Source organism: Helicobacter marmotae (assembly GCF_003364255.1).
Classification (GTDB): Bacteria; Campylobacterota; Campylobacteria; order Campylobacterales; family Helicobacteraceae; genus Helicobacter_C; species Helicobacter_C marmotae.
The window spans coordinates 186415-202364 of sequence record NZ_NXLR01000001.1; the positions used below are offsets into that span (position 1 = coordinate 186415).

The following is a 15950-nucleotide window of genomic DNA, read 5'->3' on the forward strand; positions in this document are numbered from 1 at the left end:
ATGACTATAGAGATTCAAACCCAAAGTGCGCAATACCCTATTCATATTGGCGCCATCCCTACTCTAGAATCCCCCCATAAGGTGCTTATTGTCTCAAATCCTAAAGTTGCTGGGCTGTATTTAGAGCGGGTTTTAGCACATATCCGCGCTAAAGAAGTCTATGTGTGTATTATCCCCGATGGCGAGCAGTATAAGAATATGCAAAGTATAGAGCATATCCTTGAATGTGCCTTTTGTCATCATTTAGATAGAAAGTCTTTAATGATAGCTTTAGGCGGAGGCGTGATAGGCGATATGGTGGGGTTTGCAAGCGGTATTTATCAACGTGGCATTGATTTTATACAAATCCCCACTACACTTTTAGCACAAGTTGATGCCTCTGTGGGCGGTAAATGCGGTATTAATAATGCTTTTGGCAAGAATCTTGTGGGGCTTTTTCATCAACCAAAGGCAGTGTATATTGACCCAAGTATGCTTGCTACACTCCCTCCTAGAGAGTTTGGTGCGGGCATGGCAGAGATGATTAAAATGGCGGTGTGTTTTGATAGGGCATTTTTTGAAGAGTTGCTAAAAGCCCCCCTTAGGCTTGAAGATAGCGATACTTTAAGTGCAGCCATAGCTAGAAGCGTGAAGATAAAGGCAGAAGTTGTAAATGCTGATGAGAAAGAGCAAGGTATCCGCGCAGCACTCAATTATGGGCATACTTTTGCTCACGTGATAGAGAATCTCACGCAATATAAGGAGTTCTTGCATGGGGAGGCAGTTAGCATAGGTATGTGTATGGCAAATGCCCTATCTTATGAATTAGGTATGCTCTCCCTTGATGAATGCCAAAGCATAGAGCATACGCTTAAAGCATATAATCTACCCACGCATTATGCTTTTAAAAACCCCCAGCATTTTTATGAAAAATTTTACCTTGATAAAAAAAGCACAGATTCTAAGATTATGTTTGTTCTCCCAAATGGTATTGGTGGGGTTAAACTCTGCTCAGATATACCTAAAGAGCGTGTATTAAAGGTATTAGCTTCTATGGGTGGCAAGAATGAGGATTGAAAGGGTTGTTTGCTTTTTGCTTTTTTTTGTCTATGTGACTATCGCACAAGATGGCATAAAGGGGCAAATAGAGCAAATTAACAAAGAGCTTGCAAGAAGCCATAATGTATGGCTCAAGCACTATATGAGTTTGCAAAGCTATAATGATATAGTCCATGAGCTAAATGCGCTTAAAGAGGAGATTCAGTCCCAGCCAAACCCATCGCGCTCGCTTACTCATCGTATAGAGACACTCCAAAGGCAGCAGAATCTCCTTAAAGATTATGCCAAAGAGCCCTATAAGGCGCTCCTAGAAGTGAAAACTATCGAGGATATTCCCGAAATTACTAATCCATTTTTAATCTTAAGTGGGTATTCCTTTATGAAATTGCTAAGAGAGCAGCAAGATATGCTCCAAAACAATCAAGAGAGTTTGCAAGCCTTGCTTGATATGGTGCGCAAAAAGTATGAGCTTTTGCTTGAGTTAAGCTATGTAGATAAATCTGTTGATGTAGCCAATGAAATAGCCTCTACGCAGAGAATGCTCGAAGAGCTTCTTGGCACGCAAAAGATTTTAGAGACTTCTATGGATATTTATGCCCAAGAGACAGAAAATATCCATACAAAGCTCACCAATCAAATCAAAAACCAAGTGGTAAAGATAGCCTATGTAGGGGTCGGGATTCTTATTACGATTTTGCTTGCGTTTTTATTTAAACTCACTTTGCGTAAATATATCCTTGATACGGATAGAATCTACACAGCAAGCAAGGTGATTAACTTCTTAAATATCACTATTATCGTGTTTATCTTGCTTTTTAGCTATATGGAGAATGTAACCTATCTCGTGGCGATTGTGGGGTTTGCATCAGCGGGGCTTGCTATTGCGATGAAAGATTTGTTTATGAGTGTGCTGGGCTGGTTTGTGATTATCTTAGGGGGCAGCGTGCATGTGGGCGATAGAGTGCGAGTGGTGAAAGATAATAGCATTTATGTGGGCGATGTGTTGGATATTTCTATGCTTAGAATCACGCTTTTTGAAGATGTAACACTCACTAGCTATATGGAAAATCGCCGTGCAGGTCGCATTATTTTTGTCCCTAATAATTATATTTTTACCACTATGTTTGCTAATTACACGCATGGAGGGCTTAAAACCGTCTGGGATGGCATAGATTTTAGCATTACTTTTGATAGTAATTACAAAAAGGCGCTTAAAATCGCCACAGATATAGGCAAAAAATATGCTAAAGGCTATACAGAAATGGTGCGCAAGCAAGTACATCGTATGCGTGATAAATATTCCTTGCGTAATCCTAATTTAGAGGTGCGCAGTTATTGTATGATTGAGCCAAATGGGTTTAGAATCTCGCTTTGGTATCAGACCAATGCTTATGCTACACTTGCTTTGCGTAGCACAATTTCAGGGGAGATTATAGAGCGCATTCTTAAAGAAGATGATATACATATCGCCTATCCTACAAGCAAGGTCGTAACGGGTGCAGATGGCTTAGGTGGAGAAGAAAAGCCAACAGAAAGTAAGGCTGTGCTAGGGGCAGCAAGTATAGATAAGGATATGAGTTGAGCAAAGCAAAAGTATATTTTAAAACCTTTGGTTGTCGCACCAATTTGTTTGATACGCAGGTAATGAAGAGCAATATTGCGCGCTTTGAATGTGTAGAAGATGAAGCAAAGGCAGATATAGTGGTTGTGAATTCTTGCACGGTTACTAATGGCGCAGATAGCGGCGTGCGGAGTTATCTTAATAAAATGCAGCATTTAAATAAAAAGGTCTATCTTACCGGCTGTGGTGTGGGCACAAGAGGCGAGGAGATATTTAAGCAAAATCTAGCACACGGGGTATTTGCCCATAGCTTTAAAGAATCTATTGATGAATTTTTAGCCAAAAAAGAGCGATTTTTCTACCCAGAGGAGAATCCTCAACACATCGATAGCACATTTATCGCTCAATTTGCCAATAAATCTCGAGCGTTTTTAAAAATACAAGAGGGCTGTGATTTTGCATGCAGTTATTGTGTGATACCCTCTGTGAGAGGTAAGGCGCGCTCTTATCCTAAAGAGAAGATTCTAAAGCAAATATGTGATTTAAGCGAAAATGGCATTAGCGAAGTAGTGCTTACAGGCACCAATGTAGGAAGCTATGGAGTGGATTTAGAGCATTATAAGCTTGCTGATTTGATTAGAGATATAGACGCACTTGGGGTCATTAAGCGCTTGCGTATAGGGAGCTTAGAGCCTAGCCAAATTGATAGTGAGCTTAAAGATGCTCTGATGTTGCCCATTATAGAGAGGCATTTGCATATCGCCCTGCAGCACACAAGCAATACTATGCTTACTTTAATGAATCGTGCTAATCGCGTGGAGAGTGATTTAGAGCTATTTAGTGCATTTGCTAAAGAGGGCTTTTGCTTGGGAAGTGATTTGATACTAGGACACCCCGGGGAGAGTGAAGCGGTATGGGAAGAGGCTTTAGAGAACTTTAAGCAATTCCCCCTTACGCATTTGCACCCTTTTATTTATTCTAAACGTGATGGCACGCCATCAAGCAAACTTAAAAACCAAGTGCCAGGTAATGTAGCTAAAGCCCGCCTTCACATACTTAAAGACATCATCGCACATAATAATTGGGAGTTTAGAAAGAAGCATTATGTGCCCTTATCTGTGCTATGTGAAAGCAAAGTTGCAGGGGAGGAGGGCTTTATTTATAATGGACTAGATCAGTTTTTTAACCGCTTTCACTTCCAAAGTAAGCAAGCAAATTTAGAGGGGCAGTGGTTTTGTTTTAGCAAGTATCAAATAGAAAGAGAGGGTAATCATGGCAACATCTAGAAGCCTTATTGTAGGGGTTTTTGCCCTCATTGTAGTGGTGGTTTTAAGTATAGTGCTTATACTCCGCGATAGCACGCAGCTCCTTAGCGCTAAAGAAGCCCAAGCACTCTTTAAAAGCGCAGAAGTGCATGACGTGAGGGCAGATGATGAGTATGTGTATTTTACCCTCAAAGATAAATCATACAAAGTCTATATACACTCCCTCCCTCCGCAAATGTGGAATTATAATTTCCCCATTCGTGTGAAAAATAGCCATATTTTTGGTGATATTTTAAGTGAGTTAGGGATTATTATCGTCGTGCTTTTGGGTATAAGTGTGCTTTTTCAAGCTATACGTTTGCTTTTGTTTAAACCCTCTCCTAAAATATCAAAACCCCCCGCTGATATAGTGCGTGAGAGTGAGGCTCCACTTTTAGAATCTTCTTATATGCCCATAAGCAGTCCTGTGCGCTTTAAAGATGTGGCGGGCATTAGTGAAGTCAAAGAAGAGCTTTTAGAGATTATTGATTATTTGAGAAATCCAAAGCGCTATCAAGATTTGGGCATAGCCTTGCCTAAGGGCGTGCTTTTGGTAGGACCTCCGGGTGTAGGGAAAACGATGATTGCTAAGGCAGTGGCTGGTGAAGCGGGTGTGCCGTTTTTTTATCAAAGTGGTTCAAGCTTTGTGCAAGTGTATGTAGGTATGGGAGCAAAGAGGGTGAGAGAGCTTTTTAGTAAAGCAAAGGCTAGGGCTCCGAGCATTATTTTTATCGATGAGATTGATGCTGTGGGGAAAGCACGCGGTAACACTCGCAGTGATGAGCGTGAAGCTACACTTAATCAACTTTTAACCGAGATGGATGGTTTTGAAGATTCTAGCGGGGTGATAGTCATCGCAGCGACTAATAAAATGGAGGTGCTTGATGAAGCACTTTTACGAAGTGGGCGCTTTGATAGGAGAATCTATGTAGAACTCCCCAATTTGCAAGAGAGGGAACGTATTTTAGAGCTTTATTTAATGGGCAAAAAGCATGAGCTAGATATACAAGAAATCGCTAAATTATGCGTGGGCTTTAGCGGGGCGGCTTTGGCAGCACTTGTGAATGAAAGTGCGCTAAATGCACTCAGGCGCAAATCAAATGTGATACAAAGAGAAGATATTTTAGCCACAAAAGATAAAGTCCTTATAGGCAAAAAGAAAACCCTCTCTTTAAGTGAGAAAGAAAAGGAGATTTTGGCTCTTTATCAAGGGGCAAAGGCATTGAGTGCATATTGGCTTGATGTAGATTTTGACAAAATTGCCCTTGTGAGTGAGAGCTTTAGGCAGGTAGATAAGGAGCTTGTAAGCAAGCAAGAGCTTATGGCAAAGATTAAAGTCGCCCTCAGCGGCAATATAGCCGTGTATTGCGTTTATGGGCAGACTTTTAGCAATGCTAAAGATGATATAGCCCTAGCATTAGAGATAGCTAGAGAGATGTGTGAGCATTATGGTATGAGCGGGCGGTTTTTAAGCGATAGTAGCGATATAGCGGCTATTTTAGAGGAAGCAAAAAGAGAAATGCAGGATTTTATTAGCAATTCTAAAGCCGTGCTTTTGCATATTTCTCGTGCTTTATTAGAAAGGGAGCGCTTAAGCAAGGAGGAGATTAAAGAGCTTTATGAAAGCGTACATGAGCGCATATGATATTAGGGCAATTCTAAAGGCAGAAATTGCTCCATATATACATAATCCTTATGTGCTTGTGGGCTTTGGCAATGGTGGATTTTGGGAGGGAATTTCACTTTGTGGCACAAAGGCGGCTTTAGCTAGGGCATTAGCACTTTTAGCCAATCACAAGCGATTGCAAAAACTTATTTTAATCGCTCCTTGTGAGGATATTTTAGAATCTCTAGAGGATATAGCATTTTTATGCGCTTGCGGTGTGAGCATTGATATTTATATTGGCTCAAAAGATAATCACGCTCAAGCAATTATAGAATCTTTACGCCCTTTTGCTGTGCTGCGCTATTATAAAGATGTTGCTTTTATGGATAAAAGTGCATTTTAGCTTGAAGCTACCCTAAGAATTGCCAAAAAGTGCGACTAGTGATTCCTTTAGAGATTCTTCGCCTAAAGGCTCAGAATGACAAACTTACCACCTTACCACACAGGCGAAAAACCAAAACCACCCAAAAGGGTAGAAAAGTCAAAAATAGTGCCCCCCGAAAGGCGCTTTAGGCGCGAAGCGGGATTTATTCCCGCGAGCAAGACATTAAATCAAATTGAGTACCCCCCGCAAGGTGCTTTGGCATTTCATAATCAAGCCCTTAGAAAAAACGACTTGATGATAAGCCAAAGGCGCAAGCTTTAGTCAATCTTTGAGGGCGTTTGCAAAAATTCACTTTTTGCAAACCAAGACATCAAATTAATAAATTTCAAATCTCAGAATCTGCAAATTTGGACAAATCATCATTTTGATTTAAGCAAAATTGGATATTATTTAGCCTTTATGCAACAACAATAGAGCAATAAGGGGTTTTAATGAAGCAACTTACAGGCGCGCAAATGGTTATTGAAGCCTTGCACTTAGAGGGTGTCAAGGTGGTATTTGGCTATCCGGGCGGTGCGGTTTTACACATTTATGATGAAATTTATAAACAACAATATTTTAACCATATCTTAGCGCGGCATGAGCAAGGTGCGGTGCATGCTGCTGATGGCTATGCGAGGGCAAGCGGTGAAGTGGGCGTGGCGATTATCACTTCTGGTCCGGGCTTTACAAATGCCATTACAGGCATTGCTACAGCTTATACAGATTCTATCCCGCTGGTGGTTATTAGCGGGCAAGTGCCTATCACGCAAATAGGAACCGATGCGTTTCAAGAAATTGATGCGGTGGGGATTTCCCGTCCTTGCACGAAGCATAATTTTTTAGTGCGCGACATTGCTGAACTCCCTAGAATCTTAAAAGAAGCATTCTATATCGCAAGAAGCGGGAGGGCTGGTCCTGTGCTGGTGGATATTCCTAAGGATATTTCAGGGACTTTAGGGAGCTTTGAGTATCCAGATTCTATTAGTTTGCAAAGTTATAAGCCCACTATTAAGGGCAATCCGCGTCAAATTAAAAAGCTATGTGAGGCGATTATGCGCTCTCAAAAGCCTTTATTGTATATTGGCGGGGGGGCGATACTCTCTAATGCGAGCCAAAGTATCAGAGAGCTTGTTTCTCACACAGGAATCCCATGCGTGGAGACTTTGCTTGGTTTAGGCGTGCTAGCCCATGATGATAAGCATTTGCTTGGAATGCTTGGTATGCATGGAAGTTATGGGGCAAATATGGCGGTGAGTGAGTGTGATTTACTTATATGTTTGGGTGCGCGCTTTGATGATAGGGTAACGGGCAAACTTAGTGAATTTGCCAAATATGCAAAGATTGCACATATTGATGTTGATCCGAGCTCTATTGGTAAAATCGTGAGTGTGGATTACCCTATAGTTGGGGATTTAAAGCATGTTTTAGCAGATATGAGCCTTGAACTCAAATCTTATGACCCTACCCATACTCAAGCATGGAGAGAGCATTTACAAACACTCTCAAAGCAGCACCCTTTAAGCTATGAGGATAGCGCAGATTCAATCAAACCCCAATGGATTATCCAAAAGCTTGGGGAGCATTTAGGGGATAGGGCTATTATTACTACAGATGTGGGGCAGCATCAAATGTGGGCAGCGCAATTTTATCCCTTTAGCTTCCCGCGGCAGTTTTTGAGCAGTGGGGGGCTTGGTACAATGGGCTATGGGCTACCTGCAGCACTTGGGGCAAAGCTTGCAAGCCAAGATAAGATTATTATTAATATCACAGGCGATGGCTCTATATTAATGAATATACAAGAGCTTATGACATGCGTGGCGTATAATATCCCCATTATTAGCGTGATTTTAAATAATAATTATCTCGGTATGGTGAGGCAATGGCAGAGCTTTTTTTATCAAAATCGCTTCTCGCATGTGGATTTAAGTGCGCAGCCAGATTTTATTAAATTGATAGAATCTTTTGGTGGGGTGGGATTTAGAGTGGAGCATAAAGATGAATTTAGCCCCGCTTTGCAAAAAGCGATAGATTCTCAAAAAGTGGCTTTTATTGAAGTGATGATTGATAGGTTTGAAGATGTTTTGCCTATGGTGCCAAGCGGAGGGGCATTGCATGAAATGATACTCTCGCATAAACAAGCCGAGTAAAGGAAGCAAAATGGAATCAAAAACAAAAGCATTTAAAAAAACTATTTGTGTGAATGTTATTAATGAGCATAGTGTTTTAGCTCGGATTTCGGGGTTATTTTCAGCAAGGGGATATAATATCGAATCGCTCACAACAGCCCCTATCCCCAACACTAACCTCTCGCGTATAAGCATTGTTACGCAAGGTTCAGAAGTGGTTATTGAGCAAATTATCAAGCAATTACATAAGCTTATCCCGGTAGTGAGTGTGATTTCAAGCGATGATTTAGTGCAAAAAGAAGCAGTACTTGTGAAAATCCCCCTAAATGAGCGACTTGCCGATATAGAGACACTTTGCAAAACTTACAATGGTAAGATTGTGAATGCCAATGAGAAATATATTATTGTAATTGCCACAGATAGACCTCAAGCGATTGAGCAGTTTATCGCCGCTATAAAGGTATTTAACCCCAAAGAAATTGTGCGAAGTGGCGTGATTGCTATGGAGAGATAAGGAGTAAAAATGGCTATAACATTAGGCGTAAATATAGACCATATTGCCACTTTGCGCGAGGCAAGGGCGATATATGAGCCAGACCCGCTTGAAGCGGTTTTTATAGCAAAAAATGCAGGAGCAGGACAGATTACCTTGCATTTGCGCGAGGATAAGCGACATATCCATGATAGTGATGTCAAGCGTATTGTACAATCAAGCCCATTACCTGTAAATATCGAATCTGCCCTTGATGAAAAGATTATAGATTATCTCTGTGCCCTAAAGCCCCAGCGCATTACGCTTGTGCCTGAAAAGCGTGAAGAAGTTACCACCGAAGGGGGCTTAGATATAGAATCGCATTATGATTCTATCCGCGATACGCTCAAAGCCTTTGAATCTGCAGGCATAGCAAGTGCGCTTTTTATTGACCCAAAAAAGGAGTCTATATTCCTTGCACGGGAGCTTGGAGCAGATGCGGTAGAACTCCATACAGGGAGATATGCGAATCTCTGCCTTATGGCATATAGCAATCTCTCGCGCACGCACCGCTGCATTAAGGATATGAATCTCCCCTTGCAAGAGCAGGTAAAAGAGATTGAAAAATGCCTAATGGAGCTGAGAGAATGTGCGAATTTGGCAACTTCTAGCATAGATACACGCTCACTAAAATGCTTTGCTGGGCATGGGCTAAACTATCAAAATGTCGCACAAATAGCCTCTATCCCGCATATCACAGAGCTCAATATCGGGCATAGTATTATCGCGCGTGCGGTGTTTGTGGGCTTGGAGCGGGCGATTATACAAATGAGGGAGGCAATGTGCCTAAAATAGCCATTAGCATTGGTGATGTAAATGGCATAGGTTTAGAGATAGCCATAAGGGCACATAAGGAGGTGAGCAAATATTGTCAGCCCCTCTATTGTGTGCATAAAGAAGTTTTATATCAAGCAAGCCAATTACTCAACCTCCCTTTAGCCTTGGATATGCAATGTGTAGGGGATTTTGAATATCAAGGGGATAATCTTATTGAACCCGGTTGCGTGAGTGCTAAAAGCGGGGATTATAGCTATAAAAGCTTTATGCAAGCCCTAAAGCTTACGCAAAATGCAGAGACTGCAGCCCTAGTAACTTTGCCTATCCATAAAAAGGCTTGGCAAGAAGCGGGAGTGAAATTTGTGGGGCATACAGACGCGCTTTCATCATATTTTGAAAAAGAAGCCATTATGATGTTAGGTTGTAAGGAGCTCTTTGTCGCACTTTTTACTGACCATATCGCCCTTAGAGAAGTCGCTCAAAGGATTGATAGGGTGCGTCTTGTGGGATTTTTACTTGATTTTGCTAGGGCGCTAGATTTAAAGCAGCCTTGCTGCGTACTTGGGCTGAATCCACATTGTGGAGATGGGGGCATTATGGGTGATGAAGATGAAGTAATAAGGCAAGCTATAAAAGAGGCAAATCACATATTAAACAAAGAGCTTTTTTTGGGACCATATCCGCCAGATAGCGCATTCTCTCCCTTTAATCGAAGCAAATTTGCATATTATGTCAGTATGTATCATGATGTGGGTTTAGCCCCACTCAAGGCACTCTATTTTGAGCAAAGTATTAATGTAAGCCTTAATCTCCCTATTTTGCGCACTTCAGTAGATCATGGCGTGGCATTTGATAAGGCATATAAAGGTGGGAATCTTAGCATTCAAAGCTACTTAAATGCCCTGCATTATGCTATCACGCACATAAACTCTAAGCACATAAACTGCTAAATATGCACATTCAAAGCATAAATTCTAAGCTTTAAGGCAGGCTTTTAAGGATAGAATCTTATATGTATTTCACAATGCTAAGGATAAATATGAGAAATATGTTTGCCCAAGGTTTTTTGGCATGCTTTTTGTCTCTCTGTGTTTGTAGCTCTGCGTATGCTGGGAGAGAAAATCAATTTGAACAATTTGGCGATGCTTTTCGGTTTTTACCCTTATATGTCATGGTCATCTCACTTGCTATGGAAGACTATGAGGGCGTGGGGCAGCTGGCTTTAGGGACTTTGGGCACTCAAGCAGTGGTAGAGGGGCTGAAGTGGGGCTTTAGCACTGCGCATGATAATGGAAGCAAAGTGAGCTTTGCCAAACGTCCTTGTTGTGATAATTATCAAGGTATGCCCAGTGGGCATGCAGCAGGAGCTTTTAGCGCAGCGGGCTATGTGTATTACCGCTATGGGTGGAAGCCTGCTGTTCCTGTAGGTGTGCTTGCTATACTTACTGCTGCTTCAAGGGTTGAGGCTAAGAAACACTCACTTTTACAGGTAAGCGTGGGGAGCTTGCTTGCGTGGGGGATTTCATGGATTGCTACAAGTAAATACAACCCCACCACTTCAAATACATTACTTTTACCTGATGTTGGCAGCGATGAATGGGGCGGAATGAGACTTAGCCTAAGCTTTGTACATAGGTTTTAAAGGGGAGAGTATGGAAGATATTCGCAAATTATATTTGGATTTCTTTGAGAAAAGGGGGCATAAGGTATATGATTCTATGCCCTTAGTGCCAGATGATGCAAGTTTGCTTTTTGCCAATGCAGGCATGGTGCAATTTAAGGATATTTTCACAGGGAAAGTCCCTATCCCCTCTCCCCCTCGTGCTACAAGCTCACAGCTGTGCATACGCGCAGGAGGCAAGCATAATGATTTAGAAAATGTCGGCTATACCGCGCGTCATCACACGCTTTTTGAAATGCTAGGAAATTTTAGCTTTGGGGATTATTTCAAAAAGGAGGCGATTGCCTATGCGTGGGAGTTTGTAACAGAAGTGCTGGGCTTTGATAAATCGCGGCTATATGTAACAATCCATGAGAGCGATGATGAGGCATATACATTATGGTGTGAGCATATAGAATCTTCGCGTATCCAAAGAATGGGCGATAAGGATAATTTCTGGCAAATGGGCGATAGCGGACCTTGCGGACCTTGCAGTGAGATTTATGTGGATCAAGGTGAGCAGTATTTTCACTCAAGTGAAGATTATTTTGGCGGAGAGGGAGATAGATTCTTAGAAATATGGAATCTTGTCTTTATGCAATATGAGCAAAAAGACGGGGTGCGCACGCCATTGCCCAAACCTAGTATTGATACAGGTATGGGCTTAGAGCGCGTGATAGCCCTTTTAGAGGGGAAGATAAACAACTTTGATACCTCGCTTTTTGCACCATTAATGGATAAAATCGAGCAAATCACAGGCAAAAAGTATTACCATGATGATGTACTTTATGATAATAAAATGGGTTTTGAATCTGCCAAAATCCAAGAGTTAAAAAGCATTCAATCAAGCTTTCGCGTGATAGCAGACCATATAAGAAGTGTAGGGTTTCTGCTCGCGCAAGGAGTGAATTTTGATAGAGAGGGGCGGGGCTATGTACTGCGCAGAATCTTACGCAGGGCATTGCGACATGGCTATCTTTTGGGCTTAAGAGAGCCATTTTTATATCAGCTTATTCCTACATTGTGTGAGTGCATGGGGGGACATTATGAATATCTAAAGAGTGCCAAAGAAGCCATTAGCAAGCAATGCAGGCGGGAGGAAGAGCGGTTTTTTGAAACCATTGAAAATGGTATGAATGTATTTAAAGATGAGCTTAGCAAAATTAAGGGTAAAGATGCCTTTAGCGGAGCAGTGGCATTTAAACTTTATGATACTTATGGCTTCCCACTGGATTTAACCCAAGATATGCTAAGAGAGTATGATATTGGCGTAGATATAGATGGCTTTGAATTATGTATGCAAGAGCAGAAAAAAAAGGCAAAAGCAAGCTGGAAGGGAAGTGGCGATGTAACAAAGGAGGGCGACTTCCATGCACTGCTTAGTGAATTTGGCGAAAATGTATTTATAGGGTATGAGTGTGAGTGTGCAGAGTGTAAAATCCTTGCATTGCTTGATGAAAACTTTGGACGTGTAAATGAGCTAAAAGCAGGTGAGCAAGGCTGGCTTATGCTGGATAAAACGCCATTTTATCCCGAATCGGGAGGACCTATTGGCGATAAGGGAGTGCTTTTTAAAAATGGCGCAAAGGATGGGGGTAATAGCGCGCTTGTGCTTGATACGCAAAAATACTTCGGGCTTAATATCTCCCACATTAAGGCTTTAAAGCCTCTTAGCCAAAATGATATGCTTGTAGCACAAGTGGATCGCTCTCGCTTTGAAATTGCTAAACATCACTCCGCTACGCATTTATTGCATTTTGCCCTGCGCAAGGTTTTAGGCAGGCATATAGCACAAGCAGGAAGTTTGGTGGAACCACATCGCCTGCGCTTTGATTTCTCTCACCCAAGTGCGTTGAGTGAGGATGAATTAGCTGAGGTTGAGCGACTTGTCAATGCACAAATTAGCTCCCATAATAGCCAGATATGTGAGAATATGAGCATAAAGGAAGCCAAAGCAAAGGGGGCTATGGCTCTTTTTGGCGAGAAATATGGAGCAAATGTGCGGGTGATAAGCTTTGGGGAGTCTATTGAGCTTTGCGGCGGAATACATGTAAAAAATACTGCTGAAATTGGAAGTTTCTACATTACTAAGGAGAGTGGCGTAAGTAGCGGTGTGCGGCGCATTGAGGCAGTATGTGGAGAGGCAGCTTATATATATGGTAAAAGTGCGCTAGAGGCGATTAAGGCATTAAAAAATGAGCTTAAAACGCAAGATATTGCACAAGGTGTTGCTAAGCTAAAGGCACAAATAAGTGAGTTTAAAGGTAAGCTTGGCAAGGCAAAAGAGAGTATTAAAAGCCTTGATTCTAAAGACATTAATGGCTGTAAGTTGATTGTGCTAGAGTGTAAGGAAATGAGTGCAAATGAGCTAAAAGAAATGGTCGATAGGGCAAAGAATGAAAATGAACGCGTAGCTATCTTGCTCCTTGCTTGCATTGAAGATAAGGTCTCTATTGCTGCAGGGGTTAAAAATGCTCCACTTAAGGCAGGAGCTTGGGTGAAAGCAGTAGCACAAGTCTTAGGAGGCAATGGCGGGGGGAGAGATGACTTTGCCACTGCAGGGGGAAAAGATAGGGAGAAAATACCACAAGCCCTGAATTTGGCTAAAGATATGGCAAAAGAAATATTGCAGTAATGTGTAAAAGCGTTATTGAAAGCTTTGTGAGCTAATTTGGGAGATTATTGCTACTATTTAGCCTTTGTCATAGCTAGCTTAAAAAATTTACAAGAAATACTAGCAGCTTGCTGCTTTGTTATATCTTCGCCTATGCAAAGAGGCAAAGAATCTCTGTAGGCGAGCAGTGATTCTCTTAGAGATTCTTCAGAATGACAACTTAAGAGAGTCTCTAGTAAATCAAATAGAGTATCTTCACCCCTTTTCAGGGGTGAAGATATGGCAAACTCATTTCCCTTGTAGGTGATTGAATTTCTTATGTATGAATTTTCCTTGTGAGATAGCCAAGTTTGTCAGTTTCAGCCTTCGCTTACAAGCTTAACTCACACACTACTCTCTTAAAAGTCTCTCTATAAGCCCACTTACTGCCTCTATGCTGCCATGCTTAAGATAAGCCCTTAGCTCCAAACATTGGGCAAAAAACTTTTGCACATCGGTGTTGCAATAGGCTTGCAAGAGATTTTCTACATGAAGTTGGCTTTGGATGAATTCTGGGTGGATTTGCCTCTCCCCATTGCGAGGACTCCCGCTATGGAGGGCATTGTAGAGAATATTAGCAAGCCCTATGTGCTTTAACTTAACAAAGATACGTGCAATGGCTACATCAATAATGCGAGTTTTATAGCCAAGCACTAGAGGCGTGCCTATAAGTGTAGCTTGCAAAGTGGCAGTGCCTGAACACACAAAGGCAAAGGCACTATCCATTAAAGCCCCATTAGCATCAAAGCTAAGGCTAAAGTCCTTCAAAGCCTCTCCATATATTTGCTCTAACTCCTGCGCACTCAGGCTTTTAAAATGCTCAGGCAAGATAAGGATTTTAGGATTTGCTAGCTTTTTACTCACTTCCACAAAAATAGGGAAAATCTTTTGAATCTCCCCTTTTCTGCTCCCGGGCATAAAGGCTATCTTGCCCCCCCTTAAAGGTGTGGGCTTAGCTTTGAGTGAGATTTCATCAAGCAAGGGGTGTCCCACATATTGTGTCTTATCGCCTTTAGGGTACATACTTAGCTCAAAGGGTAAAATCGCGCAAAGATAATCGCAAACTTCTGCTATTTGCTTGGCTCGCCATGATTTCCACGCCCACACTTGAGGCAAAATATAATACACAATCTTCACCTTAGCCCCATTTGCCCTTAAAGCCTTGGCTATAGGGATATTAAAGCTTGAGCTATCCATAAGCAAGGCAATATCACACCCTTTTGCCTGCGCGCTGGCTTTAGCAATGGCTTTTTTAAAAAAGATGAGTTTTTTAAACACATCAAAAAACCCCATAACAGCAAAGTCTTTTAGGCTAAATAAGGGCTTTGCATGGGGGAAGTCGCTAAAAATTGTTGGGTCAAATACCCCACAAATATGCAAGGATTTATCAAGCCTTTGAGAGAGGTATTTTAAATGCAAATTCGCACTTGGCTCACATGCGCTAATAAAAAGTTTTTTCGTGTTTTTGGGGTTTTGCATATTAAGGCTTTTGTAATGCTTCTCTCTGCGCAAGCTTGTATTCACTTTTTAAATCCCTTAATTCCACAAGTAATTTAGAGTTTTCTAATTCAAGCTCGGTAATTTGTGCTTTAAGGGCATTATGCTGCGGAGAATCGTTTAAGGCATATTTATTGCTTTTTAAATCTTTAAGCGCATTTTGAGCCTTTTTAATCTCCTCCCTTAGGGTTTTAAGCGTTGCTTGAGATTGCTTAATTTCTTCATGGTATTGAGCGACTTCTAATCTCAGCTTCGCCCTCTCGTGTTCAAAAAACCCTACAATATCCCAGAGATTCTGCGTTTGAGGATTGTATTTAAGGAGCTTTTCAAAGACCTTTTCGTCAAGTTTTTGAGCGAGTGGTTTATCTTGCATGGGAATCCTTATCAATTAAATTGGCATTAAGGGGCTTGTACATCAAGCTCTAAGGAGAGCAAATGAAGTTCCTTGCCCTGTGTTATGGTAACTTTATTGCTTTGACACAATGGGCAAATGCTATATATGCGATCTTTAGCGCTAAAATTATGCCCGCAATCCTCACAATATAGCGCCACTTCCTGATATTCTATCTCTAGCTGTGCATTTTGACAAAGCGGAGATTCTAATCTAAAGCTTTCAAACGCACTTTTTATAAGCGCCTCATCTACCCCGCTTCTCTCCCCAATGGCAATACGCACTTTGGCTATGCTGCTAGCTTTATGTTGCAAGGCATGAGATTGGCACATATCAATGAGTTGGGCGACAATAGAGTATTCGTGCATGGGAAACCTT

15 protein-coding genes are annotated in these 15950 nt (G+C 41.6%); 12 read left to right on the plus strand and 3 right to left on the minus strand.

Translation table 11 applies throughout. From position 1 onward, the window contains the following. The 12 genes from aroB (at window position 1) to alaS (ending at window position 13666) form a co-directional block, all read left to right on the plus strand. Window positions 1-1056: a 3-dehydroquinate synthase gene (aroB, locus tag CQA63_RS00865; RefSeq protein ID WP_104699173.1), complete on the plus strand. Its 1056-nt coding sequence runs from the start codon at window positions 1-3 to the stop codon at window positions 1054-1056. Continuing rightward, window positions 1046-2620 carry a mechanosensitive ion channel domain-containing protein gene (locus CQA63_RS00870; protein ID WP_104699172.1) on the plus strand — a complete coding sequence of 525 codons (1575 nt, stop codon included), beginning with the start codon at window positions 1046-1048 and terminating at the stop codon, window positions 2618-2620. The genes aroB and CQA63_RS00870 overlap by 11 nt, the downstream gene beginning before the upstream one ends. After that, window positions 2617-3885, plus strand: a complete 1269-nt coding sequence (gene mtaB / locus CQA63_RS00875) for a tRNA (N(6)-L-threonylcarbamoyladenosine(37)-C(2))-methylthiotransferase MtaB (RefSeq protein WP_104699171.1) — start codon at window positions 2617-2619, stop codon at window positions 3883-3885. Before CQA63_RS00870 ends, mtaB begins: the two co-directional genes overlap by 4 nt. Next, window positions 3872-5548, plus strand: coding sequence for an AAA family ATPase (locus CQA63_RS00880; protein WP_104699170.1), 1677 nt, complete (start codon window positions 3872-3874; stop codon window positions 5546-5548). The genes mtaB and CQA63_RS00880 overlap by 14 nt, the downstream gene beginning before the upstream one ends. Next, window positions 5523-5912 carry a hypothetical protein gene (locus tag CQA63_RS00885; protein WP_147288704.1) on the plus strand — a complete coding sequence of 130 codons (390 nt, stop codon included), beginning with the start codon at window positions 5523-5525 and terminating at the stop codon, window positions 5910-5912. Before CQA63_RS00880 ends, CQA63_RS00885 begins: the two co-directional genes overlap by 26 nt. A 38-nt stretch (window positions 5913-5950) precedes the next feature. Continuing rightward, window positions 5951-6082, plus strand: coding sequence for a hypothetical protein (locus CQA63_RS10305; protein WP_280524182.1), 132 nt, complete (start codon window positions 5951-5953; stop codon window positions 6080-6082). A gap of 303 nt (window positions 6083-6385) precedes the next feature. Further along, entirely contained in the window at window positions 6386-8083 is a 1698-nt protein-coding gene (locus CQA63_RS00895; RefSeq protein WP_104699167.1) for an acetolactate synthase large subunit, read from the plus strand. Between the two features lie 10 nt (window positions 8084-8093). Beyond that, complete coding sequence (gene ilvN / locus CQA63_RS00900) at window positions 8094-8576, plus strand: acetolactate synthase small subunit (RefSeq protein WP_104699166.1); 483 nt, start codon at window positions 8094-8096, stop codon at window positions 8574-8576. A 15-nt stretch (window positions 8577-8591) separates the two neighbouring features. Beyond that, window positions 8592-9389, plus strand: coding sequence for a pyridoxine 5'-phosphate synthase (locus CQA63_RS00905; RefSeq protein WP_104699278.1), 798 nt, complete (start codon window positions 8592-8594; stop codon window positions 9387-9389). Beyond that, window positions 9377-10321, plus strand: a complete 945-nt coding sequence (gene pdxA / locus CQA63_RS00910; RefSeq protein WP_104699165.1) for a 4-hydroxythreonine-4-phosphate dehydrogenase — start codon at window positions 9377-9379, stop codon at window positions 10319-10321. Before CQA63_RS00905 ends, pdxA begins: the two co-directional genes overlap by 13 nt. 89 nt (window positions 10322-10410) lie before the next feature. Then, on the plus strand, window positions 10411-11013 hold the full coding sequence (locus CQA63_RS00915) for a phosphatase PAP2 family protein (protein WP_199770667.1): 603 nt from the start codon (window positions 10411-10413) through the stop codon (window positions 11011-11013). A 10-nt stretch (window positions 11014-11023) separates the two neighbouring features. After that, window positions 11024-13666, plus strand: coding sequence for an alanine--tRNA ligase (gene alaS / locus CQA63_RS00920; protein ID WP_104699164.1), 2643 nt, complete (start codon window positions 11024-11026; stop codon window positions 13664-13666). A gap of 369 nt (window positions 13667-14035) precedes the next feature. Here the strand turns inward: alaS and lpxB are convergent, their stop codons facing one another. Genes lpxB through hypA form a run of 3 tightly spaced genes read right to left on the minus strand, consistent with a single transcriptional unit; the run spans window position 14036 to window position 15940 of the window. Further along, on the minus strand, window positions 14036-15163 hold the full coding sequence (gene lpxB, locus CQA63_RS00925; protein ID WP_104699276.1) for a lipid-A-disaccharide synthase: 1128 nt from the start codon (window positions 15161-15163) through the stop codon (window positions 14036-14038). A 1-nt stretch (window position 15164) separates the two neighbouring features. Further along, window positions 15165-15554 (minus strand): hypothetical protein, encoded by a 390-nt coding sequence (locus tag CQA63_RS00930; RefSeq protein WP_104699163.1) that lies wholly within the window; start codon window positions 15552-15554, stop codon window positions 15165-15167. Window positions 15555-15580: 26 nt separating this feature from the next. Further along, window positions 15581-15940 (minus strand): hydrogenase/urease nickel incorporation protein HypA, encoded by a 360-nt coding sequence (hypA, locus tag CQA63_RS00935; protein WP_104699162.1) that lies wholly within the window; start codon window positions 15938-15940, stop codon window positions 15581-15583. Between the last annotated feature and the right edge of the window lie 10 nt (window positions 15941-15950).